20 protein-coding genes are annotated in these 23456 nt (G+C 72.5%); 11 read left to right on the top strand and 9 right to left on the bottom strand.

The window, feature by feature from the left end; translation table 11 throughout:
• Nucleotides 1–39: 39 nt before the first annotated feature.
• The 4 genes from ACFWJX_RS31495 to ACFWJX_RS31480 form a co-directional block, all read right to left on the bottom strand.
• Nucleotides 40–1506, bottom strand: coding sequence for a CitMHS family transporter (locus ACFWJX_RS31495; protein WP_383249725.1), 1467 nt, complete (start codon nt 1504–1506; stop codon nt 40–42).
• A gap of 124 nt (nt 1507–1630) precedes the next feature.
• On the bottom strand, nt 1631–3862 hold the full coding sequence (locus ACFWJX_RS31490; protein WP_383249724.1) for a molybdopterin oxidoreductase family protein: 2232 nt from the start codon (nt 3860–3862) through the stop codon (nt 1631–1633).
• 102 nt (nt 3863–3964) lie between these two features.
• The gene (locus ACFWJX_RS31485) at nt 3965–4579 is read right to left on the bottom strand and encodes a TetR family transcriptional regulator (RefSeq protein WP_383249723.1); all 615 of its coding nucleotides are present in this window, start codon (nt 4577–4579) and stop codon (nt 3965–3967) included.
• A complete protein-coding gene (locus tag ACFWJX_RS31480) occupies nt 4576–5217 on the bottom strand; it encodes a hypothetical protein (RefSeq protein WP_383249722.1) in 642 nt (213 codons plus the stop codon). Before ACFWJX_RS31480 ends, ACFWJX_RS31485 begins: the two co-directional genes overlap by 4 nt.
• Before the next feature lie 160 nt (nt 5218–5377).
• Here ACFWJX_RS31480 and hmgA point away from each other — a divergent pair, with 160 nt between their 5' ends.
• From hmgA to ACFWJX_RS31465, 3 genes are read left to right on the top strand one after another with little or no spacing between them, the layout of a single operon-like run.
• Complete coding sequence (hmgA, locus tag ACFWJX_RS31475; protein WP_383249721.1) at nt 5378–6706, top strand: homogentisate 1,2-dioxygenase; 1329 nt, start codon at nt 5378–5380, stop codon at nt 6704–6706.
• A 27-nt stretch (nt 6707–6733) separates the two neighbouring features.
• Entirely contained in the window at nt 6734–7483 is a 750-nt protein-coding gene (locus tag ACFWJX_RS31470; RefSeq protein ID WP_383249720.1) for a GntR family transcriptional regulator, read from the top strand.
• A gap of 12 nt (nt 7484–7495) precedes the next feature.
• Nucleotides 7496–8635 (top strand): type ISP restriction/modification enzyme, encoded by a 1140-nt coding sequence (locus ACFWJX_RS31465; RefSeq protein ID WP_383249719.1) that lies wholly within the window; start codon nt 7496–7498, stop codon nt 8633–8635.
• A 27-nt stretch (nt 8636–8662) separates the two neighbouring features.
• Here ACFWJX_RS31465 and ACFWJX_RS31460 read toward each other — a convergent pair whose 3' ends face one another.
• Nucleotides 8663–9376 carry a TetR/AcrR family transcriptional regulator C-terminal domain-containing protein gene (locus tag ACFWJX_RS31460; RefSeq protein WP_383249718.1) on the bottom strand — a complete coding sequence of 238 codons (714 nt, stop codon included), beginning with the start codon at nt 9374–9376 and terminating at the stop codon, nt 8663–8665.
• Between the two features lie 63 nt (nt 9377–9439).
• Between ACFWJX_RS31460 and ACFWJX_RS31455 the strand changes: the two genes are divergently transcribed.
• From ACFWJX_RS31455 to ACFWJX_RS31445, 3 genes are read left to right on the top strand one after another with little or no spacing between them, the layout of a single operon-like run.
• Nucleotides 9440–10444 carry an ATP-binding cassette domain-containing protein gene (locus tag ACFWJX_RS31455; RefSeq protein ID WP_383249717.1) on the top strand — a complete coding sequence of 335 codons (1005 nt, stop codon included), beginning with the start codon at nt 9440–9442 and terminating at the stop codon, nt 10442–10444.
• Nucleotides 10441–11217, top strand: a complete 777-nt coding sequence (locus tag ACFWJX_RS31450; RefSeq protein ID WP_383249716.1) for an ABC transporter permease — start codon at nt 10441–10443, stop codon at nt 11215–11217. The genes ACFWJX_RS31455 and ACFWJX_RS31450 overlap by 4 nt, the downstream gene beginning before the upstream one ends.
• A 33-nt stretch (nt 11218–11250) precedes the next feature.
• Complete coding sequence (locus tag ACFWJX_RS31445; protein ID WP_383249715.1) at nt 11251–12471, top strand: CaiB/BaiF CoA transferase family protein; 1221 nt, start codon at nt 11251–11253, stop codon at nt 12469–12471.
• A 9-nt stretch (nt 12472–12480) separates the two neighbouring features.
• Here ACFWJX_RS31445 and ACFWJX_RS31440 read toward each other — a convergent pair whose 3' ends face one another.
• The 3 genes from ACFWJX_RS31440 to ACFWJX_RS31430 all read right to left on the bottom strand — a co-directional run bounded on the left by ACFWJX_RS31440 (nt 12481) and on the right by ACFWJX_RS31430 (nt 14240).
• Entirely contained in the window at nt 12481–12756 is a 276-nt protein-coding gene (locus tag ACFWJX_RS31440) for a hypothetical protein (RefSeq protein WP_383249714.1), read from the bottom strand.
• Between the two features lie 126 nt (nt 12757–12882).
• Entirely contained in the window at nt 12883–13701 is an 819-nt protein-coding gene (locus tag ACFWJX_RS31435) for an anti-sigma factor domain-containing protein (protein ID WP_383249713.1), read from the bottom strand.
• Entirely contained in the window at nt 13698–14240 is a 543-nt protein-coding gene (locus tag ACFWJX_RS31430; RefSeq protein ID WP_383249712.1) for a sigma-70 family RNA polymerase sigma factor, read from the bottom strand. The genes ACFWJX_RS31435 and ACFWJX_RS31430 overlap by 4 nt, the downstream gene beginning before the upstream one ends.
• A gap of 205 nt (nt 14241–14445) precedes the next feature.
• Between ACFWJX_RS31430 and ACFWJX_RS31425 the strand changes: the two genes are divergently transcribed.
• The 4 genes from ACFWJX_RS31425 to ACFWJX_RS31410 all read left to right on the top strand — a co-directional run bounded on the left by ACFWJX_RS31425 (nt 14446) and on the right by ACFWJX_RS31410 (nt 21035).
• Nucleotides 14446–15999: a DUF4331 domain-containing protein gene (locus ACFWJX_RS31425; RefSeq protein WP_383249711.1), complete on the top strand. Its 1554-nt coding sequence runs from the start codon at nt 14446–14448 to the stop codon at nt 15997–15999.
• 177 nt (nt 16000–16176) lie between these two features.
• Entirely contained in the window at nt 16177–17754 is a 1578-nt protein-coding gene (locus tag ACFWJX_RS31420) for a tetratricopeptide repeat protein (RefSeq protein ID WP_383249710.1), read from the top strand.
• Nucleotides 17751–19361, top strand: a complete 1611-nt coding sequence (locus tag ACFWJX_RS31415) for a nickel transporter (protein WP_383249709.1) — start codon at nt 17751–17753, stop codon at nt 19359–19361. The genes ACFWJX_RS31420 and ACFWJX_RS31415 overlap by 4 nt, the downstream gene beginning before the upstream one ends.
• Nucleotides 19362–19412: 51 nt before the next feature.
• Complete coding sequence (locus ACFWJX_RS31410) at nt 19413–21035, top strand: serine/threonine-protein kinase (protein WP_383249708.1); 1623 nt, start codon at nt 19413–19415, stop codon at nt 21033–21035.
• 4 nt (nt 21036–21039) lie between these two features.
• Here the strand turns inward: ACFWJX_RS31410 and ACFWJX_RS31405 are convergent, their stop codons facing one another.
• A complete protein-coding gene (locus tag ACFWJX_RS31405) occupies nt 21040–21846 on the bottom strand; it encodes an SGNH/GDSL hydrolase family protein (protein ID WP_383249707.1) in 807 nt (268 codons plus the stop codon).
• Nucleotides 21847–22152: 306 nt separating this feature from the next.
• Between ACFWJX_RS31405 and ACFWJX_RS31400 the strand changes: the two genes are divergently transcribed.
• Nucleotides 22153–23358, top strand: coding sequence for a S8 family peptidase (locus ACFWJX_RS31400; RefSeq protein WP_383249706.1), 1206 nt, complete (start codon nt 22153–22155; stop codon nt 23356–23358).
• Nucleotides 23359–23456: the final 98 nt, after the last annotated feature.

Genomic DNA, 23456 nt, shown 5'->3' with positions numbered 1-23456 from the left:
TTGTCCTCCGGGGAGAGCGTACGGATCGGATCACGCGGGTCAGATGATCCCGAACAGCATTCCCGCCGCGAGGATCACCAGGCTGGTCAGGGCGGCCCACTTCACGACGAACCGGGTGTGGTCGCCGAACTCGACCTTGGCCATGCCGACGAGGACGTAGACGGCGGGGACGAGCGGGCTCGACATGTGCAGGGGCTGGCCCACCAGGGAGGCGCGGGCGATCTCCAGCGAGGACACCCCGTGGGCCTGGCCGGCCTCGGCGAGAACGGGCAGGACGCCGAAGTAGAAGCCGTCGTTCGACATGAAGTAGGTGAGCGGGATGCTCAGCACACCGGTGACGAAGGCCATGTGCGGGCCCATGCCGTCGGGGATGTTGTCCACCAGCCAGTTGGCCATGTTGTCGACCATGCCGGTGCCGGTCAGGACGCCGGTGAAGACGGCGGCGGCGAAGACCATGCCGGCGACGTTGAGGACGTTCTCGGCGTGTGCGCCGAGGCGGGCCTTCTGGTCCGGCATGTGCGGGAAGTTGACGGTGAGCGCGAGGGCGGCGCCGAGCAGGAACAGCACCGGGATCGGCAGCCACTCCATGATCATGGCGGTGAGCAGCGTGACCGTGAGGAGCGCGTTGAACCAGTAGAGCTTGGGGCGCAGGGTGGTGCGGTTCGGGTCGAGTCCGGCGAGGCGCTCGTCGTCCTCGGGCTCCTCGGGCTCCTCGGGCTCCTCGTGCTCCTTGGCAGCAGGCTCGTCGGCGTCGGTGCCGGAACCCGAACCGCCCGTGGGTGCAGCCTTCTTGCCGATACCGCTGCCGATACCGCCACCCGTGCCGGCGCCCACGAGCACCGTCTCGGTCTCGGTCTCCTTCTCCTCGACCAGGACCTCGTCCAGCGTCAGCACACCGAGCCGCTTGCGCTCTCGGCGGCCGAGGACGTACGAGAGGGTGAAGACGCCCAGCAGGCCGACGGCCAGGGCCGGGATCATCGGGATGAAGATGTCGCTGGCGTCGAGCTTCAGCGCGGTGGCGGCGCGGGCGGTCGGGCCGCCCCAGGGCAGCGTGTTCATCACGCCGTTGGCCATCGCGGCGACACCGGTCATCACGACCAGGCTCATCTTCAGGCGCTTGTACAGCGGGTACATCGCCGAGACGGTGATCATGAAGGTGGTGGAGCCGTCGCCGTCGAGCGAGACGATCGCCGCGAGGACCGCGGTGCCGACGACGATGCGCAGCGGGTCGGCCTTGCAGAACTTCAGGATGGCCCGCACGATCGGGTCGAACAGGCCGACGTCGATCATCACACCGAAGTAGACGATCGCGAACATGAGCATCGCCGCGGTGGGGGCGAGGCTGGTGACGCCGTCGAGGACGTAGTCCCCGAGCTGGGCGCCCTTCCCGACGAAGACGCAGAACAGTGCCGGGATCAAGACGAGCGCCGCGATCGGCGACATCTTCTTCAGCATGATCAGGACCAAGAAGGTCGCGATCATGGCGAAGCCGAGGATGGTCAGCATGAATGGATACCTAACGTTCGCCCTTGAACATCCCACCTGAGGGTCGGCGGTGCGTTGACGTTAGGACCGTTCAAACGGTGTTAACAAGACGTTGACGTGCGAGCAATAAGCGCAAAACTCCTGGTCAGCCCAGTGGGCTGAGTTCGACGGGCACACCGTTGAGGACGGCGTTGCCGGACAGCGGGTCGAGCAGGCTGCCGTCGAGGAGCTGGTTGACGTTGACGCCGGGGTCGGCGGAGGCGTGGCTCAGCCGGGTGCCGGGGCGGTCGTGGCCCCAGCCGTGCGGGATGCTGACGACGCCCCGGCGCACGCCGTCGGTCACCTCGGCGGGGGCGGTCACCTCTCCCCCGGCGCCCTTGACCCGCACCGGCTCCCCGTCGCGCAGCCCGAGCCGTTCGGCGTCCTCGGGATGGACCTGCACGGTGCAGCGGTTGGTGCCGCCGGTGAGGGCGGGGACGTTGTGCATCCAGCTGTTGTTGGACCGCAGGTGCCGGCGTCCGACGAGGACGAGGCCGGCCGGGCGCTCGGCCGCCGCCCGCCGCAGTCGCGGGAGGTCGTCGGCGATCGGCTGGGGCAGCAGCTCGATCTTCCCGCTGCGGGTCTTCAGCGGCTGCGGCAGGCGCGGCCGCAGCGGTCCGAGGTCGATGCCGTGCGGATGCGCGAGCAGCCGCTCCAGGCCCAGCCCTTGGGGGCGTACGCCGAAGCCGTCGCCGTAGGGGCCGAGGCGCAGCATCAGGTCGAGCCGGCGCTCGGGGCCGCTCTCGCCGGCGAGCTGTGCGGCAAGCTGCTCGGGGTCCCGGCCGTGCACGGGTGAGTGCGGGTCCTCGACCGCCTTGCCGAGGGTCTGGCCGATGACCAGGTCGTCGACGGCGGAGGGGTCGGCGCCGTGCATCCCGGTGACGGCCAGGGTCAGCCGGGCGAGGATCTCGGTCTCGGCCATCCTGCCGGGCTCAAGGGGGACGGCGGGGCGGGTGTAGCGGACCTGGTTGCGGACGGCCAGGGTGTTGAACGCGAAGTCGTGGTGCGGGCTCTGGGAGGGCGGGGGCGGCGGCAGGACGACGTCGGCGTTGCGTGAGGTCTCGTTGAGGTACGGGTCGACGCTGACCATGAAGTCGAGCGAGTCGAGCGCCTTGTCGAGCCGGTCGCCGTCGGGCGCGGAGAGCACCGGGTTGGCGGCCACGGCTATCAGCGCCCGGACCGGCGTGCCCTCGTCCGTCGCGGTGTCGATCTCCTCGGCGAGCGCGGAGAGCGGCAGCTCGCCCTTGGCCTCGGGGTGCCGGCTCACGCGGGAGTGCCAGCGCCCGAGGGCGAAGCCCCGGCCGGGACCGGCGGGCCGGGGTGTCCGGTCGGTGGCGGCCTGCGGGAAGAGGGCACCGCCGGGCCGGTCGAGGTTGCCGGTGAGGATGTTGAGGACGTCGACGAGCCAGCTCGCCAGGGTGCCGTGGGGGACGGTGCAGCTGCCGATGCGGCCGTAGACGGCGGCGGTGGGGGCGGCGGCGAGTTCGCGGGCGAGGGTGCGGACGAGCACGGCGTCCACGTCGCAGGCGGCCGCCACCGACTCCGGGGTGAAGTCCCGTAGGGCGTCGCGCAGTTCGTCGACGCCCTGCACATGGGGGCTCAACTCCCCCAGCTCCACGAGCCCTTCCTCGAACAGCACCTGCGCCATCGCCGCGAGCAGCAGGGCGTCGGTGCCGGGCCGGATCGCGATGTGCCGGTCGGCGAGCTTGGCGGTGCGGGTGCGCCGCGGGTCGACGACGGTGAGGGTGCCGCCGCGGGACCTGAGCGCCTTCAGCTTGCCGGGGAAGTCGGGGGCGGTGCACAGACTCCCGTTGGACTCCAGGGGGTTGGCGCCGATGAGGAGCAGGTGGTCGGTGTGGTCCAGGTCGGGCACGGGGATGGCGTTGGCGTCGCCGAAGAGGAGTCCACTGGAGACGTGTTTGGGCATCTGGTCGACCGTGGAGGCGGTGAAGAGGCTGCGGGTGCCGAGTCCGGCGAGCAGCACCGGCGGGTAGAGGGCGCCGGCCATGGTGTGCACGTTGGGGTTGCCGAGGACCATGCCGACCGCGTGCGGGCCGTGGCGCTCGACGACCGGGCGGATGCCGGCCGCCACGGCGTCGAAGGCCTCCGTCCAGGTGGCCTCGCGCAGTTCGCCGTCCCGGCGGACGAGGGGCGTCCGCAGCCGGTCGGGGTCGCCGTCGACGGCACCGAAGGAGGCGCCCTTGGGGCAGATGAACCCGTTGCTGAACACGTCGTCGCGGTCGCCGCGGGCGCCGGTGACCCGGGTTCCCTCGATGGTCAGGGTCAGCCCGCAGGTGGCCTCGCACAGGGGACAGATTCGCAGGGCGGTGCGGGACACGGGTCCTCCAGGGAAGGCGGCGGCGATGGCGCTCTCGTCCGCGAGCATACCGACCGGTACGCATGCAGGGGAGGGCCCTGGCCCGACGGATCGCCGGACGCCTCAGTCCAGCACGCGTCCCAGATACGCCCGCAGCAGCTCCCGCGTCTCCTCGATCACCTTCGGATCGCCGTCGGGCGCCATCCGGAAGGCCAGGTGGACGAGGGTGTCCGCGGTCTCCACGGCGATCAGGAAGATACGCCGCAGGTCCTCGTCGGGGCTGCGTCCGAGATAGTCGGAGAGGAGGTCGGTGAGACGGTCGGCGACGCGGTGGTTGGGTTCGGCGCGCGAGCCGACCGGGATCTGGTTGCCGAAGTCGACGAGGGAGAAGCCGGGCGCGGTGCGCTTCATGGCCAGGTACTCGTCGAGGACGGCGTCCATGGCGGCCCGCCAGTCTCCCGGCCGCGCGTCCTTGAGCCGCTCGGTGACGCGCTCGGCGTACCGCTCCAGGTTGCGCTGGGCCAGCGCGTCGGCCATCTGCTTCTTGTTGCCGAAGAAGCGGTAGACGGACCCGATGGGGACGCCGGCGCGCTGGGCGACGGCACGGGTGCTCAGGGCGTCGTAGCCGACCTCGTCGAGGAGGTCGGCGCAGGCGTCGAGGATTCTGGTCAGCCGTTCGGCGCTGCGCCGTTGCACGGGCGCGCGACGGAGCGAGGTCGCGTGGGGCACGGGCTTCATGATGCCTTTCCGCCGCGGTCCGGTGAACCTTGCCCCTCGGTACGGGGAAAGGCGCCCGGCGCACTCAGTGCGGAAGGGGACGACGAGCCCGAATCGCCCACCGGCCCGGACTCCGACTCCGGCTCCGGCTCCGGATCCGAGGCGGTGATGTCGGCCGTGCTCTCCACCGGCTTCCCGTCGACGGCCCACACCGTGCCGTCGTCCGCGTACAGCCTGGCGGTGACCTGGTGGGTGCCGTGCGCGAGGTAGCCCTCGGGGATGCGGTACGAGGTGTCGCGGAGGTCGGCGAGGGGCCGGCCGTCGGCGAAGAGCCGGGCGATGCCCCGGCCGGTGACCGCCCGTGCCTCGGCGCCGGACGGCGAGAACCGGAAGTCGCGCAGATTCAGACGCACGTCCCAGCCGCCCTCGGCGTCGGGCTCCACCTCCAGGGCGACCTGCGGAGCACCCTTCTCCTCGACCTCCCGGTAGTGCCGCCCGTCGTCGTCCGTGTCGTCGAGCACCTTGCCGACGGACGAGGGCGAGATCGCGCTCTGCTGCCCCGTCGGCGCGGGCGCGTCATCGGATCCACAGCCCGCGGATCCGGTCACCAACAGGACACAGGCCGCGAGTGCGGGCAGGATTCGACGACTCCACGACATGCTCGCGAGCGTAGAACACCGGTACGACACCGGGATCCCCCTGGGGTCTGGTTCCCGCCATCGGTGATCGTCCTCCGAGAGGAGGACCCGCGTACCTCTTGCGTCCGGGAAACCGCAATCCTACGGTGAAGCAGAGGAATCACCGGTCGAGGGAGCACGTATGAACAGCGGGGACGCACGCAAGACGGCGGAGGGACTGACCTACCTCACGGGATTCGGCAACGAGCACGCCTCGGAGGCCGTGCCCGGCGCCCTGCCCGAGGGACGCAACTCGCCGCAGCGCGCCCCCCTCGGCCTGTACGCGGAGCAGCTCAGCGGCTCCGCCTTCACCGAGCCGCGCACCCACAACCGCCGCTCGTGGCTGTACCGCATCCGCCCCTCGGCGGCGCACCCGGCGTTCGCCCGCGCGGACAACGGCACCCTGCGCACCGCCCCCTTCACGGACACCGTCCCGGACCCCAACCGGCTGCGCTGGAACCCCCTCCCCGACCCCGCGCCGGGGACGGACTTCCTCCAGGGCCTGTGGACACTGGGCGGCAACGGCGACGCGACCCGGCGCGCCGGCATGGCCGTGCACCTGTACCACGCCGACGCCTCCATGGACCGGGTGTTCAGCGACGCGGACGGAGAGCTGCTGATCGTCCCGGAGCGCGGTGGACTGCTGCTGCGCACGGAGTTCGGCCTGCTGCACGCCGAGCCGGGCCACGTGGCCCTGATCCCGCGCGGGGTCCGCTTCCGGGTGGAACTGCTCGACGGGACGGCCCGCGGCTATGTGTGCGAGAACTACGGCGCCCCCTTCCGCCTGCCCGACCTCGGCCCCATCGGCGCCAACGGGCTGGCCAACCCGCGCGACTTCCGCGCGCCCGTCGCCGCGTACGAGGACGACGAGACCACGCCGGGCCCGGTCGAGGTGGTGAACAAGTACTGCGGCAACCTCTGGACGGCCACCTACGACCACTCACCGCTCGATGTCGTCGCCTGGCACGGCAACCACGTCCCGTACGTCTACGACCTGCGCCGCTTCAACGTCATCGGCTCGATCTCGTACGACCACCCGGACCCGTCGATCTTCACGGTGCTGACGTCCCCGTCCGACACCCCCGGTCTGGCCGGCGTGGACTTCGTGGTCTTCGCGCCGCGCTGGCTGGTGGGCGAGGACACCTTCCGGCCGCCGTACTTCCACCGGAACGTGATGAGCGAGTACATGGGCCTGATCGAGGGGGCCTACGACGCCAAGGCGGAAGGATTCGTGCCCGGCGGCGGTTCGCTGCACAACATGATGTCGGCGCACGGCCCGGACCGGGAGACCTTCGACCGGGCGAGCGCCGCCGAGCTGGTGCCGCACAAGGTCGACGACGGGCTGGCGTTCATGTTCGAGACGCGGTGGCCGGTCATCCTCACCCCGCAGGCGGCCGGCTCGGACCGGCTGCAACAGGGCTACGACGACGTGTGGTCGGGCCTCGAACGCCACTTCCGCCCCTTGCACTGAGGATTGCCGACAGGTACGGATGGCCCCGTGACCTCCTTCGCGCCGGACTCGATCGTCCTGAACCGCAAGCTGCCGCTCTGGTACCAGGTGTCGCAGTCGCTGCGCGCCTCGATACTCGGCCGCTCCCCCCGGGACCCCCTGCGGCTGCCCACCGAGGAGCAGTTGGCCGGGCACTACGGGGTGAGCGTGCTGACCATGCGGCAGGCGCTCAAGGAGCTGGAGGACGAGGGGCTGATCACCCGGCACCGCCGCCGCGGCACGTTCATCGAGCCGACGGCCCAGCGGGGCGCCCCGGTACGCCTGCTGGGCTCGGTCGACGCGATCGTGGCCCAGCAGTCGGGCATGGTGACGGAGCTGCTCTCGCACGGCGGGGCGGAGGTCCCGGCCGAGGTCGCCGAGTACTTCCCCGACCTGGCGGAGGTGGCGACGTACCACCGGCTGCGCGGCGACGAGAAGACCGGCGAGCCGACCAACCACGCCCGCAACTACGTCCGTCCGGAACTCGCCGCGGTGATCGACCCGGAGGACCTGGTGCGCTGGCCGATGACGAAGGTGCTGCGGGACGTCGTGGGCGCGGACATCGGCCGGATCACCGACACCGTCGAGGCCCGCCTCGCGGACCCGGAGACCGCCCGGCTGCTCGCGGTGCCGCTGCTGAGCCCGATCCTGCACTACACGGGCGTCACCTACGACAGCGGCGGCCGTCCGCTGGACGTGGCCGTCATCCACTACCGGGGCGACCGTTTCTCCTTCACGGTCACCCTCGACGCCCACTGAGCACGTCGTACGATGCCACGCGTGACGCACGACGAAGCTCCGCCGCTGGCGGACCTCATGCCGTGGTCCGTCGCACCGCCGCGGCTCGGCCGGGGGTGGCCGACGGACCCCGACCCGGCTTCTCTGAAGGCCCGTTGGGACGCCCTCCTCAAGGCGGAGGGAGCGGACCGCGAGGCCCTTTTCGAGCCGACCCGCTCACGCACCGCGCACACCGCGGTCGGCCGGCTGCCCGGCAGTGCCGCCGGGACCGGGCGGCTGATCCGCGCCACGGGCCCCTGCCCGGAGCCGGTCCGGGTCCTGGCCGCTCCCTTCGACGAGCGGTGGCTCATCCCCGACCACCGGCTGATCGACGCGGCCCGCCCCGAGCTGTGGCGGGTTGCGGACGCACGCCAGGTCTTCGTGGTGGAGTCGCCGGACGCCCCGTACCTCCTGGCGACCTCCCTCTTCCCGACGCTGCGCGCCGGCCGGATCCGCCCGCTGTACCGCCGCCCCGGCGCGAGGGAACCCAACCTGGCGCCGGGCCTGCTGGACCACCTCGGCCACTCCCCCGACCCGCTGGACTTCCTGGCCTGGGCCCTCGCCACCGTCCGCCCCGACCTCACGGTCCCCCTCACCCGGGACCCCGCGCTGTGGTCCCGCGGCGTCGAACTGGGCCACCGCGTGCTGTGGCTCCTGCGCCGCGACGGCGAACGCCCCAAGCTCCCCGGCGGCCGCCGCCCCTATGTCCGCGCCCCGCTCCCCGCCCTGCCCCTGACCGTCCGCTACGACCGGGACGAGGAGACCCTCCACCTCGACGAGGGCCGTATCTCCCCGGTCCCCCCGCAGGCCTGGGACTTCGAGGCGGGCGGTGTGCGGGTCCTGGAAGAGTGGTTCACGGCCCGCACGGCCCCCGGCGACCCGGGCACCTTGTCCGCCGTCCGCCCGCGGACCTGGTCCCAGCCCTGGACCTCCGAACTCCTCGAACTGATCACGGTGTTGTCCCTGCTGGCCGAACTCCGTCCGCAGCAGGAGGAGTTGAAGGTGACGGACCCCGTCACGGCGACGGACCTGCGCGCGGCGGGCGTACTGCCGGTGCCGCACCGGGCCCGCCGCCCCGCCTCGGTGCTGACCCTGGACGAGGAGGGCCCGGAGGGCCAGTTGGCCCTCCTGTAGGGGACTGCGAGGTGCCTGCAGGGGGTCTCATCCCTTGGGTGCGAAAGCGTCCAGCACCCTCTGGAGCGCGAACTCGAAGACCGCCTCCAGATCGATCGGCCCGGGGTCCTCGGAGAACGCCGCGGCCATCCGCGGGTAGGCGCCGGTGGCCACCTGTCTCCCCAGGTAGCCGATCCGCGCCGCGTTCTCCTGCTCCTCCGACCAGGGCAGCGACCGCGTCCGCTCGGCGGTGGCCAGCTCGCTGGAGACGTACATCGTCACGACCCCGTTGAGCATGCCGACGAGCTGCATCTTCATGCCGTACGTCGTGTCCAGGGGGTCCAGACAGGTCAGGCAGTGCTCCAGGTACCGCAGGGCGTTCGGGCTGAAGCCGTACACCGGGGACATCAGCCGGGGCAGCCACGGGTGCCGGTGCATCAGCTCGCGCGTCTGCCGCCCGACCCGCAGCATGTCGGCCCGCCAGTCCCCGCTCGGCTCCCACAGCTCGTGCTCGCCGCTGACGGCGTCGACCATCAGCTCGTACAGGTCCTCCTTGCGGGGGACGTAGTTGTACAGCGACATGGTGCCGCAGCCCAGCTCGGCGGCGACATGCCGCATGGACACCGCGTCGAGCCCCTCCGCGTCGGCGATCCGCACGGCCGCCGCCGCGATGTCGGCACGCGTGTACGCCGGCTTCGGCCCCCGGCCCGTCCGCTCGGGACGGGCCCAGATCACTTCCGGTACGGCCGCTCGGCCAGCCATCGATCATCACCTCGGCCACCATCGTAGTTACGTACACCGTACGTAGTGCGCTATGGTCGGGCCATGACTACTACGTACGCCGTACTTAGTGAGGGTCTGGAGAAGCGTTTCGGAGAGGTGCACGCCCTGCGGGGCCTCGACCTCGCCGTCCCGGAGGGCACGGTCTGCGGGATCCTCGGGCCCAACGGGGCGGGCAAGACGACCGCCGTACGCCTGCTGACGACGCTGCTGCGGCCGGACGCCGGATCGGCCCGGATCGCCGGGCACGACCTCGTCCGGGAGGCGGCGGCCGTCCGGCGGGTCATCGGCGTCACCGGGCAGGACACGACCGTCGACGGCGACCTCACCGGCCGGCAGAACCTGCGCCTGTTCGCCCGGCTGCACCGGGTGCGCGGGCCTGCCGAGCGCACCGACGCGCTGCTGGAGCGCTTCGGTCTGACCGAGGCCGCCGACCGTGCCGCGTCCGGCTACTCGGGCGGGATGCGGCGGCGCCTGGACCTCGCGGCGAGCCTGATCCGCCGCCCGCGGGTGCTGTTCCTCGACGAGCCGACCACCGGTCTCGACCCGGCCAGCCGCAACGACGTCTGGGCCGTCGTCCGCGAGCTGCGCGACGAGGGGACGACGGTCCTGCTGACCACCCAGTACCTGGAGGAGGCCGATCAACTGGCCGACGACATCGCCCTGGTGGACCGGGGCAGGGTCGCGCAGACCGGCTCGCCCCGGCACCTCAAGGCGCTGATCGGGTCCTACGCGGAGGCCGTCGTCGCGGACCGGGCCGCCCTCGCGCGGGCGGCGGCCGTCCTCGACCGGCTCACGGGCGGCGAGCCCTCGTTCGACCACGGGCGGGTCGCCGTCGGCGCGGTCACCCGCGACCTCACACTCACCCTGCCCCGGCTGGTCCGCGAACTCGACGCGGCGGGCGTGCCGTTGCTCGACGTCACCCTCAGACCGCCCACCCTCGACGAGGTGTTCCTGCGCCTCACCGACGACCGGCCCGCCGGTGACCACGGCACCGACGCCCGCCCCGCCCATCAGCCCCTCGCCGACGACAGGGAGACCGCCGCATGAGCACCCTCGCCTACGACGGCTCGGCCATGCTGGGCCGCCAGTTGCTGCGCGTCCGCAACAACCCGGCCCTGGTGATCCTCACCCAGACCATGCCGATCACCATGCTGCTCTTCTTCGGCTACGTCTTCGGCAGCGCGCTGGCGATGCCGGGCGCCGAGTACCGCTCCTTCCTCGTGCCGGGCCTCCTGGTGGCGACCGCCGCCAACGGCATCATGACCGGCATGTTCCAGGCGGCGCAGGACGTCCACCGGGGCGTGACGGACCGTCTGCGCACGCTTCCGGTGAGCCGGGCCGCGGTGCCGCTCGGGCAGGCGGGGGCCGATCTCCTCGTCACGGCGGTGGGGACCGTGCCGTTCCTGCTGGTCGGGCTGGCGGTGGGCTGGCGGGTCGAGGGATCGGCGCCCGCCGCGGCCGGTGCGCTGGGGCTGCTGCTCCTGTTCCGGTTCGCCTGCGTCTGGGTCGGCATCTTCCTCGGCCTGCTGTCCCGCAGCGAGGAGGCGGCCGGTCAGCTCGGCAGCGCGACCTTCATGCTGCCGCTGCTGTCCAACGCGTACATCCCGACCGGCGACCTGCCGGGCTGGCTGCGCACGCTTGCCGAGTGGAACCCGATCAGCGCGGTGACGACGGCCCTGCGCGACCTGTTCGGCAACGCGCCGGTCCCCGAGGGCTCCGCCTGGCCGGTGGCGCATCCGGTGGCCGGATCACTGGCCTGGTGCGCCCTGCTGATCGCGGTGTTCGCGCCGCTCGCCGTGCGGCGGTACGCCCGGCCATGACAGACCGGGGCCGCGCGGGACATGATCCACCCCATGGACCAGCAGCCCCTGCCCTCGCCGTTGCCCTCGACCCTGCCCCTCGAGGGCCTCACCGTCGTCGCCGTCGAGCAGGCCGTCGCGGCCCCGTTCGCGACCCGGCAGCTCGCCGACCTCGGCGCCCGGGTGATCAAGGTCGAGCGCATCGACGGCGGCGACTTCGCGCGCGGCTACGACACCGCCGCGCGCGGCCTCGCCTCGCACTTCGTGTGGTGCAACCGCGGCAAGGAGTCGATCGCGCTGGACCTGAAGGACCCGCGCGGCCTGGACGTCGTACGCCGGCTGATCGCCGACGCGGACGTGTTCGTGCAGAACCTGGCGCAGGGGGCGGCGGCCCGGCTCGGCCTGGACGCGGCCACCCTGTGCGCGGCGCACCCGCGCCTGGTCGCCGTCGACATCTCGGGCTACGGCGCGTCGGGTCCGTACGCGGACAAGCGGGCGTACGACATGCTCGTACAGTGCGAGGCGGGGCTGGTGTCGGTGACGGGGACGCCCGCGCAGCCGGTGAAGGCGGGCATCCCGGCGGCGGACATCGCGGCGGCCATGTACGCCTTCTCGGGCGTGCTGGCGGCACTGGTGCGGCGTGGGACGACGGGCCGGGGCGGACCGGTGGAGGTGTCGATGCTGGAAGCGCTCGCCGAGTGGATGGGGCATCCGCTGCACCACGCGATGCACGGCGGTACGGCCCCCGCGCGCACCGGCCTCGCGCACGCCGTGATCGCGCCCTACGACGCCTATCCGACGGCCGACGGCGGACGAGTGCTGCTGTCGGTGCAGAACGACCGGGAGTGGCGTCGGTTGGCCGAACAAGTGCTGGGACGGCCGGAGTTGGGCACCGATCCGGCGTACGCGACGAACGCGGCGCGAGTCGCGGGCCGGGAGCGCACGGACGCGCTGGTGGCGAAGGCGCTGGGCGCGCTGGACGCCGACGAGGCGCTGGCACGGCTGGAGGCGGCGGGCATCGCGTGCGCGCGCCTGCGGGATCTGCACGAGGTCGCGGAACATCCGCAGCTGGCGGCCCGTGAGCGGTGGCGGCAGGTGGACTCGCCTGCCGGGCCGTTGCGGGCGCTGCTGCCACCGATCACGCTGCCGGGCGGGGTGGAGCCGCGGATGGGAGCCGTGCCCGCGCTCGGGGAGCACACCGAAGCCTTGCTGCGTGCCGTGGGGATGACGGACGAGGAGATCGCAGCGCTGCGCCGGGACGGTGTGGCCTCCTGAGCGCGGGCCTCAGTGCTTGTTGTTGCTGCCGAACAGCGAACGGCGCAGTCGGCGCAGTGGCGCGAACAGCGAGACCCGGCTGACCCGGGCGCCCCTCGGACTGCGGCGGGCCGGCTCGCGCGAGGTCAGTTCCCGCATGAGGGAGGTCGCCTCGACCGTCTCCCGTTGGGGTATGGCGGGACCCGCCAGCACCGAGAGATGGCGGTCGAGCCGCGAACTGGTCGCGTTGCTCCCGCAGGTGATCGCAGGGACCCTCGCCCTGGTGTGCACTGCTATCTGTTCCATGTCACTCCCCACCCGTACGAGTCCACCCGGCACGGGCAGGGTAACCCTATCGTCCCGGCGAGGCACACATGTATCGCGGTCACAGGAATCACCTACCCCGTAAGGGGGTTGACGATCCCTGCGCCGTCACTCTCCGAATCCGAGCGATTTCAGGGTGAGTTGGGCAACCGGCTGAGTGGTGGGCTGCGGTGACCCACCGTCGGGCTCCACGGTCACAGCGAGTGACGCCGACGAGGGATCGAGCCCCGTGGCGACCAAGGGCGTGTCGGCGTCGAAGAGGCCGAGGGAGCGCGGTTGCGCGTCGGGGCGCATGACCCACAGCTGGTGCACCTGCCCGCCGGGCAGCCCGTCGTATCCGCTCAACGTGACGACGGCCTCGCCCTCCGTGGCGGAGGCGATCACTCCGATCGTGCGGCCCCGCGCGTCCTTGCCGGTGCTCGCACGGGCGTCCGGAGCTGCGAGAACGTGGGCGATCTCACGCGTCTGGGCCCGCTCGGCGTCCAGCCGGTCCTGGGTGCGGCCGGCCTGGACCGCGAAGAGGGAGGCGACGACGAGGGCGGCGGCGGCCGTCGCCGTGGCGAACGGCACGAACAGTGGGCGGCGCGCCCGGGGCGCACGGGAGCGTCCGGGCAGCGGCTGCGTACCCCAGACGTGCGGCGGCAGTTGAGGCGCGCGCTCCCGCAACGGCTCACGCGCGGGCTCCTGCGGCGTCGTCCGTACGGCGGCCATGACCCGGTCGCGCATCGCGGCCGGAGCCGGCGCGGCCGTCGACCAGGCCAGCCGGACGGCGTCCTCGGACAGGGCACGCACCTCGGTGGCGCAGCGGTCGCAGCCGCTCAAGTGCTTCTCGAAGCGGCGCCGCTCGCCGGGTTCGAGGGCGTCGAGGGCGTAGGGAGCGGCCAGCGAGTGCAGATCCTCCCGGCGGAGGAATCCAAGGATGCTCATACGGCACCTCCCAGGCAGTGGCGCAGCCGCGTGAGTCCGTCGCGCATCCGGGTCTTGACCGTGCCCAGCGGCAGCGAGAGCCGCTCGGCCACCTCACGGTACGTGTAGCCGTCGTAGTAGGCGAGGGTGACGGACTGGCGTTGCAGGGCCGTCAGCTTGTCCAGGCAGCGGCGTACCCACTCGCGTTCCAGGCCCGCCTCCACCTCCTCGGTCACCTGGTCGAAGGCGGGGTGGTGGGCGCGCTGGGCCTCGCGCTGCTCGCGTTCGCCCGCCGCGCGGGCGCTGCGCACCCGGTCCACGGCGCGGCGGTGCGCGAGGGTCAGGATCCAGGACAGGGCGCTGCCGCGCCGGGGGTCGAACTTGGCGGCGGAGCGCCAGAGTTCGAGCAGTACCTCCTGGGACACCTCCTCCGACTGTGCCGGGTCCCGCACCACGCGCCGCACCAGTCCGAACACCGGCCCGGACACGAGTCCGTAGAGCCGCTCGAAAGCGTTCTGGTCGCCTCCCGCGACGAGCACCAGCAGTTCGTCGGCCTCCATCCGGTCCCCCTCCCCACGGCCGCATCCCGGCCGTCCCGTCATACCAGGCACTCGCAACGGACACACCTCCGGAGGTGGTACGGATCAGGGGGGTGAAAACGCGGGTGAGCAGGAAAGAAAAAGTTTCTGGTCTCCGACCAATCCAACCGGCGCCCCCGGTCCGTATCACTGTCCGTCAGGCAAGTTGGCACTGAGGACGGACGGCATGACAGCTATCTCCAGGAGCGGATCCGGACGCACGGGCGTCGCGACCCTCATATGCGGGGCGCTGGCCGCCGGGGGGCTCGCAGCCGCCGGCGTCGCCACGCTGGAACCGGGGGAGGCCGCCGCCTCCAGCCACCGGGAGGCCCCGCTCATCTCGGGCACCCCGCAGTACGACAACACCGACGTGTACGCGTTCGTGAGCCCGGACAAGCCGGACACGACGACGATCGTCGCGAACTGGATCCCGTTCGAGGAGCCGGCCGGCGGCCCGAACTTCTTCCCGTTCGCGGAGGACGCCCAGTACGACATCCGCATCGACAACAACGGTGACGCGCAGGGCGAGTTGGTCTTCCGCTACACCTTCAGGACGCACGTCAAGAACAAGAAGACGTTCCTGTACAACACCGGGGCGGTCGAGAGCCTGGACGACCCCGACCTGAACGTGACGCAGACGTACGACCTCGAGCTGATCAAGCTGAAGAAGGAGAAGGTCGTCCACACGACGAAGCTCGCGGACGACGTGCCGGTGGCGCCGTCGAACGTCGGCAAGGCGTCGATGCCGGACTACGCCAAGCTGCGCAGCCAGGCGATCTACAAGCTCTCCAACGGCTCGCAGACCTTCGCCGGCCAGGCCGACGACCCGTTCTTCCTCGACCTGCGCGTCTTCGACCTGCTGTACGGCGGGAACCTCTCCGAGGTCGGCAACGACACGCTCAAGGGCTACAACGTCAACTCGATCGCCCTCCAGGTGCCGACGGACCTGATCGCCGAGTCCGAGCACCAGCCGGTCGTGGGCATCTGGTCGACCACCCAGCGCCGTAACGCGCAGGGCTACTACGCGCAGGTCTCCCGGCTGGGCAGCCCGCTGGTCAACGAGGTCGTCAACCCCATCAAGGACAAGGACAAGTTCAACGCGTCCGTGCCGAAGGACGACGGCCAGTTCCTGAAGAACGTCACCAACCCGGAACTGCCGAAGCTCATCGAGGCGATCTACAAGATCAAGGCGCCCGCCGAGCCGCGCAACGACCTGGTGGACGTGTTCCTCAAGGGCGTGAAGGGGCTCAACCAGCCGCCGCACGTGACTCCTTCGGAACAGCTGCGCCTCAACACCTCCATCAAGCCGACCTCCTCTCCCAAGCGGCTGGGCGTGCTGGACGGTGACAACGCGGGCTTCCCGAACGGGCGTCGGCTCACCGACGACGTGATCGACGCCTCGCTCCAGGTCGTCGAGGGCGAACTCCTCGGCGCGAAGAACGACTTGGGTGACGCGGTCGACAAGAACGACAAGACCTTCGAAAAGGCCTTCCCCTACGTCGCCCTGCCGACCGAGGGCTCGCGCGGACCGCTCGCCAAGGGCGTCGGCACGGGCAACGACGTCCGCAACCAGCTCGGCGACGCGCTCCAGCCGGCGGGCACCACGACCGGCACCGACACCACCCTGATCGCCACCTCGGCGGGCGCCGGCGCGGCCGGCATCCTGCTCATCGGAGGCGGCCTGATGTGGTGGCGCCGGATGAGCGGCGGTGGCGGCCGACGGGCGCACCGGGGTTACTGAGCCGCCGGCCGCCGGCCCTTCGCACGGCCCTCTGAACGGGCGGGCCGGGGAGAATCCTGCACTCCCCGGCCCGCCCCACCGACTGGCGCGGCCCGCGTACTCATCCCCCACGGCGCGGGCCGCGCCACCCCCACGCACTTGCGCAGGACGATCCACCCAGGCGACCGAGGAGAGGGCATGTCCCCGCGTACGAACGACGGCGAACCGGAGCATGAGCGGCCGGCCTCCGGGCCCGGGAGCGCCGCCCCGGTGGACGAAACGACGTCCGGGGAAGCGGCGGGCCCGCCCGCGGACCGGCCACAGGCGACCGGCGAGATCGGGGACACCGGAGCGACCGGGCAGACCGGGCAGAGCGGGGACACCGGAGCGACCGGGGTCGACGACGACCGGGTCGCCGCCGTCCGCCGGGTCGCCGCCGCGGGCCGCCGCTGGCGGTCCGTGCAGCTGGGGGCCTGCGCCGCGATGCTGGCCGTCGGCCTCACCGCCGGGGCGGTCGCGCTCGGCGCGGTGCGGGACGGCGGGCAGACGCCGGTCGCCGCGGCCGCCGCGGTCTCCCCCGGACTGCTCGCGGGCGCCGACCTGAGCACCGGCATCACCTCGCTCCAGGCCCATCTGCACGACCAGCCACGGGACTTCGGCGGCTGGGCCACCCTCGGCCTCGCCTACGTCGAACAGGCCCGCACCCAGGGCGACCCCTCCCGCTACCCGCAGGCCGAGCTGGCCCTCAAGCGCTCCCTCGCCCTGCGCCCGGACAACGACCAGGCCCTGTCCGGCCGTGCCGCGCTCGCCGCGGCCCGCCACGAGTTCGGCGACGCGCTCTCGTACGCCGACCGGGCCCTGAAGCAGAACCCCTACAACGAACGCGCCCTGTGCTCCCGCATCGACGCGCTCGTCGAGCTGGGCAGGTACGAGGAGGCGGCCGGGGCCGCCCGCACGGCCGACGAACGGCGGCCCGGCGTACCGGTGTTCACCCGCTACGCGTACGTCCACGAGCTGCGCGGCGACGTCACCACCGCCCGCCGGGTCCTGGACCAGGCCCTCGCCGCCTCGACCACTCCCGGCGACATCGCCTACGTGGCCACCCAGCTCGGCCAACTGGCCTGGAACCAGGGCGACGACGACACCGCCCTCACCCACTACGCCCGTGCCCTCGCCGCCGACGAGAACTACCTCCCGGCGCTGGAGGGCCGCGCCCGCGCCCAGGCGGCGAGCGGGCATCGGGCCGAGGCGATCAAGGGGCTGGAGAACGTGGTCGCCCGCTTCCCGCTCCCCGGCCCGCTGGTCGAACTGGGCGAGCTGTACGAGGCCCGCGGCGGCAAGGGCGACGCCGCGAGGGCCGTGGCCCAGTACCGGCTCGTCGACGCCTGGACGGCGCTCGCCCGTGCCAACGGCGTCAACGCCGACCTCGACACCGCGCTCGCGGCAGCCGACCACGGGGACAAGGCGGCGGCACTGCGCGCGGCCCGCGCCGAGTGGGACCGCCGCCGGACCGTGCACACCGCGGACGCCCTCGCCTGGGCCCTGCACGTCAACGGCAGGGACGACGAGGCGCTCCCCTACGCCCGGCAGGCCACGGCAACCGGTTACGGCAACGCGGCCCTCCTCTACCACCGGGGCGTGATCGAACGCGCCACGGGCCACCCGGACGACGCCCGCACCCACCTCGCCGCGGCGCTGAAGCTCAACCCGGGCTTCTCGGTCCTCGGTGCCCGCGAGGCCCGTACCGCACTGAAGACGCTGGAGGCGGCCAGGTGACGCTCCGTCGTGTGTTCGCCTCCGGCGCGGCCGTCCTGACGGCCGGGTGCGCGCTCGCCCTGATCCCTTCCGCCGGTGCGAGCGCGCACCCCCTGGGCAACTTCACCGTCAACCGCTACGACGGTCTCGTGGCCGCCCCCGGGCAGCTGCGCGTCGACCATGTCGAGGACCTCGCCGAGATCCCGGCGACCCAGGCGAAGCCGGACGTCGAGCGGCTCGGTCTCGCCGAGTGGGCGCGGCAGCGGTGTGCCAGGGCCGCCGAGGACAGCCGCCTCACCGTCGACGGCCGTACGGTCGCCCTCGCGGCCGGTGCCGCCAGGGCGGACCTGCGGCCCGGTCAGGCGGGGCTCGACACCCTGCGCGTGGAGTGCCGGCTGACCGCTCCGCTGCCCGAGGACGCCTCGGTCTCCCTCTCCTTCCGGAGTGCGGGAGCCTCCTCCGGGCCCGGCTGGCGCGAGATCACCGCGCGCGGCGACCGGACGACGCTCACCGACTCGGACGTACCGCAGGAGTCGGTGTCCGGCGAACTCACCGGATATCCGGCCGAGTTGCTGTCCTCCCCCGCCGACACCCCGGCCGCGTCGCTGCGGGTGCGGCCCGGCGGCCCGGCCCTCGCCGAGGCGGACGGCGACGCGCCCGCCGCGTCCGTGCTGCCCCGCGGCGCGGACCGCTGGACCCGGGCCCTGGACAGCCTCGTCGCCCGGCAGCACCTCACCCTCGGCTTCGCCGCGCTGGCCCTGGTCCTCGCGGTCGGCCTCGGCGCGATGCACGCGCTCGCGCCGGGGCACGGCAAGACCCTGATGGCCGCGACGGCGGCCGCCCGTGGCGACCGGGCCCGCTTCAGGGACGTCCTGCCCCTGGCCGCGTCGGTCACCGTCACCCACACGCTCGGCGTGGTCGCCCTCGGCCTCCTGGTCACCGCCGGCTCGGCCGCCGCCCCCTCGGTGGTCGCCTGGCTGGGCCTGGCCAGCGGCGCCCTGGTCCTGTTCGCGGGCGCGACCCTCGTACGACGGGCCTGGCACCACCGGAGTCACGGCACCGGACACGGACACGCGCACCCCCACCCGCACGAGCCGGTGAAGCCGCCCGCCCGTCAGCCGGCCCTCGTCGGCGCGCCCCCGGAGCACCCGCACCAGGTCCACGAGCACCCACGCGACCACGACCACAGCCACGATCACCACCACGCTCACGACCTCAGCCACGATCACGGGCAGACCCACACGCACACCCACGGCGGGGTGCCCCACTCCCACCCCACCGCCCCCACCCTGCGCGGCACGATCCTGCTCGGCTTCGCCGGGGGGCTGGTCCCCAGCCCCTCCGCCGTCGTCGTGCTGGTCGGTGCGGCGGCGCTCGGGCACGCCTGGTTCGGGCTGCTGCTCGTCGTCGCGTACGGGGTCGGGCTGGCGCTCACCCTGACGGCCGCCGGGTTCGCCGTCGTCCGGCTGGGCGCGGGCGCGGCCCGGCTGCTGGACCGGGGCCCACGCTGGACCGGCCGGCCGGGCGTGGCGCTGGTCCGCCGGAACCTGCCCCTGTGGTCGGCGCTGGTGGTCGTGGCCCTCGGGGTCGGGCTGGTGCTCAAGGGGGCCGCATCCGTACTGGTCTGAGCTACGTTGGGGAGGTATCCACCCGGATGCGAAGGGGGAACGGGGTGCACGGTGACCGAAGAACCGCGCAGTGAGCGTCTGATCGCGGGCCGCTACCGTCTGCTGTCCCCGCTCGGCGAGGGCGGTATGGGCACGGTGTGGCGGGCCCGGGACGAGGTGCTGCACCGCGAGGTCGCCGTCAAGGAGGTCCGCGCCCCGGCCGGGCTGCCGGACTCGGACGTCGAGCGGCTGTACGCCCGGCTGGAGCGTGAGGCCTGGGCCGCGGCCCGGGTCGCGAACCGCAATGTCGTGACGGTGTACGACGTGGCCGTGCAGGACGGCCGCCCGTGGATCGTCATGGAGCTGGTGCGCGGCATCTCGCTCGCCGAACTGCTGGACGCCGAAGGACCGTTGGAGCCTGCCCGAGCCGCGCACATCGGGGCCGAGGTGCTGGCCGCGCTGCGGACGGCGCACGAGGTGGGCGTGCTGCACCGGGACGTGAAGCCGGCCAACGTGCTGATGTCCAACGACGGCCGGGTGGTGCTCACCGACTTCGGTATCGCCTCCGTCGAGGGCACCTCGGCGCTCACCATGACCGGCGAGGTCATCGGCTCGCCCGAGTTCCTCGCGCCGGAGCGTGCGCTGGGCCGCACGCCGGGTCCCGAGTCGGACCTGTGGTCGCTGGGCGTGCTGCTGTACGCGGCGGTCGAGGGCAACTCCCCCTTCCGGCACGACACGCCGTTGAGCACCCTGCGCGCGATCGTCGACGAGGAGCTGCCGCCGCCGCGCCGGGCGGGCGCGCTGGCCCCCGTGATCGAGGGGCTGCTGCGCAAGGATCCGGCCGAGCGGGTGCCGGCCGAGGTGGCCGAGCGGGACCTGCGGGTCGTCGCCTCGGGCGGGACCGCCCGGTCCGGCGCGCTCCGGGCGACGTCGCCGTATCCACCGACGGGCACCGGGCGTCCCCCGACATCGCGCACCGAGCCGGTTCCGGCGCCGGTCCCGGATCCGGCCGCGTCCTGGCCGGGTCCGCAGGGGGTCACCAGCCGGACCGAGCCCGGCCGCGACCGGCGTACCGCCGGGGTGCTGATCGCCGGCGTGGCGGCGCTGGCGCTGGCGGTCGGTGGGCTGACGTACGCGCTGCTCGACCGGGAGGGCGGGGGCGACGGTGGCGACGGGGATGTGGTCAACAGCCAGTCCCAGGGCGTGACTTCCTCGGCGACGCCGCGGGAGAGCGAGACCCCGGGCAGCGAGGAGCCCTCGCCGAGCGCGAGCCCGAGTCCGAGCGACAGCGCCACGAGCGAGGCTCCGCCGCAGTCCGTCGCGGTCACGGTCACCGGCTCCCATACGGACTACTCGGGGTCCTGCCCGCCGCCGGACGCGCAGGCGCCCACCTTCACGGTGACCATCACGGTGGGCCGGCTGCCCGCACAGGTGTCCTACCGGTGGGTGTCGGAGGAAGGGGAACTCGTGGACTCGGTCTGGAGGACCCTGGACCTTCCGGCGGGCGGCGGGAAGTCGGGGCAGGACAGGGTGGTCGTGACCACGCACGCCGAGAGCGGGACGTACCGCAACGCGATCGGTGTCGAGGTGCGTGAGCCGAGTCGTACGACGTCGAACTCGGTGCCGTTCTCGGTGACGTGCGAGACGGAGGCCCCGTCGGGCGAGGCCTCCCCCTCCGCGTCACCCTCGGAGTGACGGCTCAGGCGGCGCTGTTGAGGACCGGCAGGTAGCCGCCCGACTGGCCGGAGGCGGTCGGGTGGTAGGACTCGCCGATGTTGAGCCAGTTGACGCTGTGCAGCCAGGAGCTGCCGGAGCAGATCTCGTGGCCGGTGAAGGTGGTGCGGACGTCGCCGAAGGCGAAGCCGTGGGCGGCGGCGCGTTTGGCGATGGCGGTGTTGAGGTGGTCGGAGGCGTTGTTGATGGCGGTGCGCTTGGTCTCGGACAGGCCCAGGCAGGTCGTGCCGAGCTTGTAGAAGCGGGGGTAGCCGATGACGACGACGCGGGCGGCGGGCGCCTTGGAACGGATCGCCGAGTAGACGCTGTCGAGCTTGCCGGGGAGCGTGGAGTCGACGTAGGCGCGGGCGGTGTCGATGCGGCTGACGCAGGTGCTGTCGGAGCTGGTGACGCAGGTGGTCATGACGTCGGCGAAGCCGGCGTCGTTGCCGCCGACGGTGATGGAGACGAGGCCGGTGGAGGCGTTGAGCGGGGCGAGCTGCCCGGCGAGAACATCACCCGTTCGAGCGCCCGAGCAAGCGGTGAACGAGAACGACGTGGGGGCGTGTGCGGCGTTCCAGAGGTACGGAAACGCCTTGGTGCTGCGCTTGCAGTCGCCGCTGGAGCTGACGTAGCTGCCGGCTCCGACGCCTGAGGAGTAGGAGTCGCCGAGGGCCACATAGCCGCCGGCTGCGGCGAGTTGGGCTCCGTGCGCCGAGCCTGCCCCGGTGAGGGCTGCGCCGGCGGCGAGGAGGATCGAGCTGACGAATACGGCAATTCGGGAACGTCTCATGGAACCTCCCTTAGCAGGATCTCTGCCACAACCGTCGTAGCAACTACGCGTGTTGACGGGAAGTGTCCATGCCAAGTCTTTTCAGGTTGTCAGGTGATTAATCACCCCGCTCTTGTTACGTGACCATGTCAAATTTGTTGACTGTCCTTCAACACCCTTGTTCTACGCAGGTAGATGACGGAGGCTTTGCTTCGGCCGAGAGCGGTACGCCGCGACGCTCGACGCCGTGTGCGCAAACTCCGCGCGCACACCCCCACTGACGCGCGCACCACCCCGCGCGCGCCGCCTCAGGAGGACTCCCTCGTCATGGCACACCTTCGCAGCAACAAGGTCCGCGTCTCCGCCGCCGCCACCGTGGCGGCCGCCGCCCTCGTCGGCGGGCTCACCGCACTCCCCGCCCAGGCCGCCCCGGCCGAGGGCAGGGTCCTCGCGGCCGGCTCCCCCACCGCCGTCAAGGACAGCTACATCGTCACCCTGAAGCAGGACGCCGGCTTCAAGGCGTCCTCGGCGACCGGCAAGGACCTCGTCAAGAGCTACGGCGGCACGGTGAAGAAGACGTTCGGCGCCGCGCTGAACGGCTACACCGCGACCCTGTCCGCCACCGAGGCGAAGAGACTGGCCGCCGACCCGGCGGTCGCCGCGGTGGAGCAGAACCAGACCGTCCACATGGACGCCACGCAGTCGAACGCCCCCTGGGGCCTGGACCGCATCGACCAGACCTCGCTCCCGCTGTCCGGCACCTACACCTACCCGGACACCGCCGGCGGCGGTGTGACGGCCTACGTCATCGACACCGGTGTGCGCATCACGCACTCCCAGATCAGCGGCCGGGCCGTCAACGGCTACGACGCCGTCGACGGCGACAACGTCGCCCAGGACGGCAACGGCCACGGCACCCACGTCGCCACCACGATCGCGGGCACCACCTACGGCGTCGCCAAGAAGGCGAAGATCGTGGCCGTCCGGGTGCTGAACAACGCCGGCTCCGGCACCACGGCCGGTGTGATCGCGGGCATCGACTGGGTGACCGCGAACCACTCCGGCCCCTCGGTCGCCAACATGTCCCTCGGCGGCGGCGTCTCCACCACCCTGGACGCGGCCGTGCGCCGCTCCATAGCCAGCGGCGTCACCTACGCCGTCGCGGCGGGCAACAGCAGCACCACCGCCACCTCGTCCTCCCCGGCCCGGGTCACCGAGGCCATCACGGTCGGCGCCACCACCAGCACCGACGCCAAGGCCAGCTACTCCAACTACGGCTCGGTCCTGGACATCTTCGCCCCCGGCTCGTCCATCACGGCGGGCTGGTACACCAGCGACACCGCCACGAACACCATCTCCGGTACGTCGATGGCGACCCCGCACGTCGCGGGCGCCGCCGCGATCTACCTGGCGGGCCACACCTCGGCCACCCCGGCCCAGGTCGCCACGGCGCTCGTCAACGGAGCGACCACCGGCAAGGTCACCAGCGCGGGCACCGGTTCCCCGAACCGTCTGCTGAAGATCGTCCCGTGATCCGGCGCCGCTGACACGGCAACCGGTTTCACCCCGTTCCCCGGAGGCGCGCCCCGCCTCCGGGGAACGTTTGTGTCAGGTCCCTGATCGTCAATGTC

It is taken from the genome of Streptomyces sp. NPDC058335 (assembly GCF_042723915.1).
In the GTDB taxonomy this organism is placed as follows: Bacteria; Actinomycetota; Actinomycetes; order Streptomycetales; family Streptomycetaceae; genus Streptomyces.
The sequence above is the reverse complement of the archived record's forward strand: the minus strand, read 5'-3'. Positions and strand labels throughout refer to the sequence as shown.

Excerpts from the sequence above, each read along its gene's own strand:
- ACFWJX_RS31425 (WP_383249711.1), top strand. The coding sequence starts at position 14,446 with ATGACAGCTATCTCCAGGAGCGGATCCGGACGCACGGGCGTCGCGACC.
- ACFWJX_RS31420 (WP_383249710.1), top strand. The coding sequence starts at position 16,177 with ATGTCCCCGCGTACGAACGACGGCGAACCGGAGCATGAGCGGCCGGCC.
- ACFWJX_RS31440 (WP_383249714.1), bottom strand. The coding sequence starts at position 12,756 with ATGGAACAGATAGCAGTGCACACCAGGGCGAGGGTCCCTGCGATCACC.
- ACFWJX_RS31400 (WP_383249706.1), top strand. The coding sequence starts at position 22,153 with ATGGCACACCTTCGCAGCAACAAGGTCCGCGTCTCCGCCGCCGCCACC.
- ACFWJX_RS31430 (WP_383249712.1), bottom strand. The coding sequence starts at position 14,240 with ATGGAGGCCGACGAACTGCTGGTGCTCGTCGCGGGAGGCGACCAGAAC.
- ACFWJX_RS31445 (WP_383249715.1), top strand. The coding sequence starts at position 11,251 with ATGGACCAGCAGCCCCTGCCCTCGCCGTTGCCCTCGACCCTGCCCCTC.
- ACFWJX_RS31485 (WP_383249723.1), bottom strand. The coding sequence starts at position 4,579 with ATGAAGCCCGTGCCCCACGCGACCTCGCTCCGTCGCGCGCCCGTGCAA.
- ACFWJX_RS31460 (WP_383249718.1), bottom strand. The coding sequence starts at position 9,376 with ATGGCTGGCCGAGCGGCCGTACCGGAAGTGATCTGGGCCCGTCCCGAG.
- ACFWJX_RS31450 (WP_383249716.1), top strand. The coding sequence starts at position 10,441 with ATGAGCACCCTCGCCTACGACGGCTCGGCCATGCTGGGCCGCCAGTTG.
- ACFWJX_RS31455 (WP_383249717.1), top strand. The coding sequence starts at position 9,440 with ATGACTACTACGTACGCCGTACTTAGTGAGGGTCTGGAGAAGCGTTTC.
- ACFWJX_RS31405 (WP_383249707.1), bottom strand. The coding sequence starts at position 21,846 with ATGAGACGTTCCCGAATTGCCGTATTCGTCAGCTCGATCCTCCTCGCC.
- ACFWJX_RS31435 (WP_383249713.1), bottom strand. The coding sequence starts at position 13,701 with ATGAGCATCCTTGGATTCCTCCGCCGGGAGGATCTGCACTCGCTGGCC.
- ACFWJX_RS31465 (WP_383249719.1), top strand. The coding sequence starts at position 7,496 with ATGCCACGCGTGACGCACGACGAAGCTCCGCCGCTGGCGGACCTCATG.
- ACFWJX_RS31480 (WP_383249722.1), bottom strand. The coding sequence starts at position 5,217 with ATGTCGTGGAGTCGTCGAATCCTGCCCGCACTCGCGGCCTGTGTCCTG.
- hmgA (WP_383249721.1), top strand. The coding sequence starts at position 5,378 with ATGAACAGCGGGGACGCACGCAAGACGGCGGAGGGACTGACCTACCTC.
- ACFWJX_RS31495 (WP_383249725.1), bottom strand. The coding sequence starts at position 1,506 with ATGCTGACCATCCTCGGCTTCGCCATGATCGCGACCTTCTTGGTCCTG.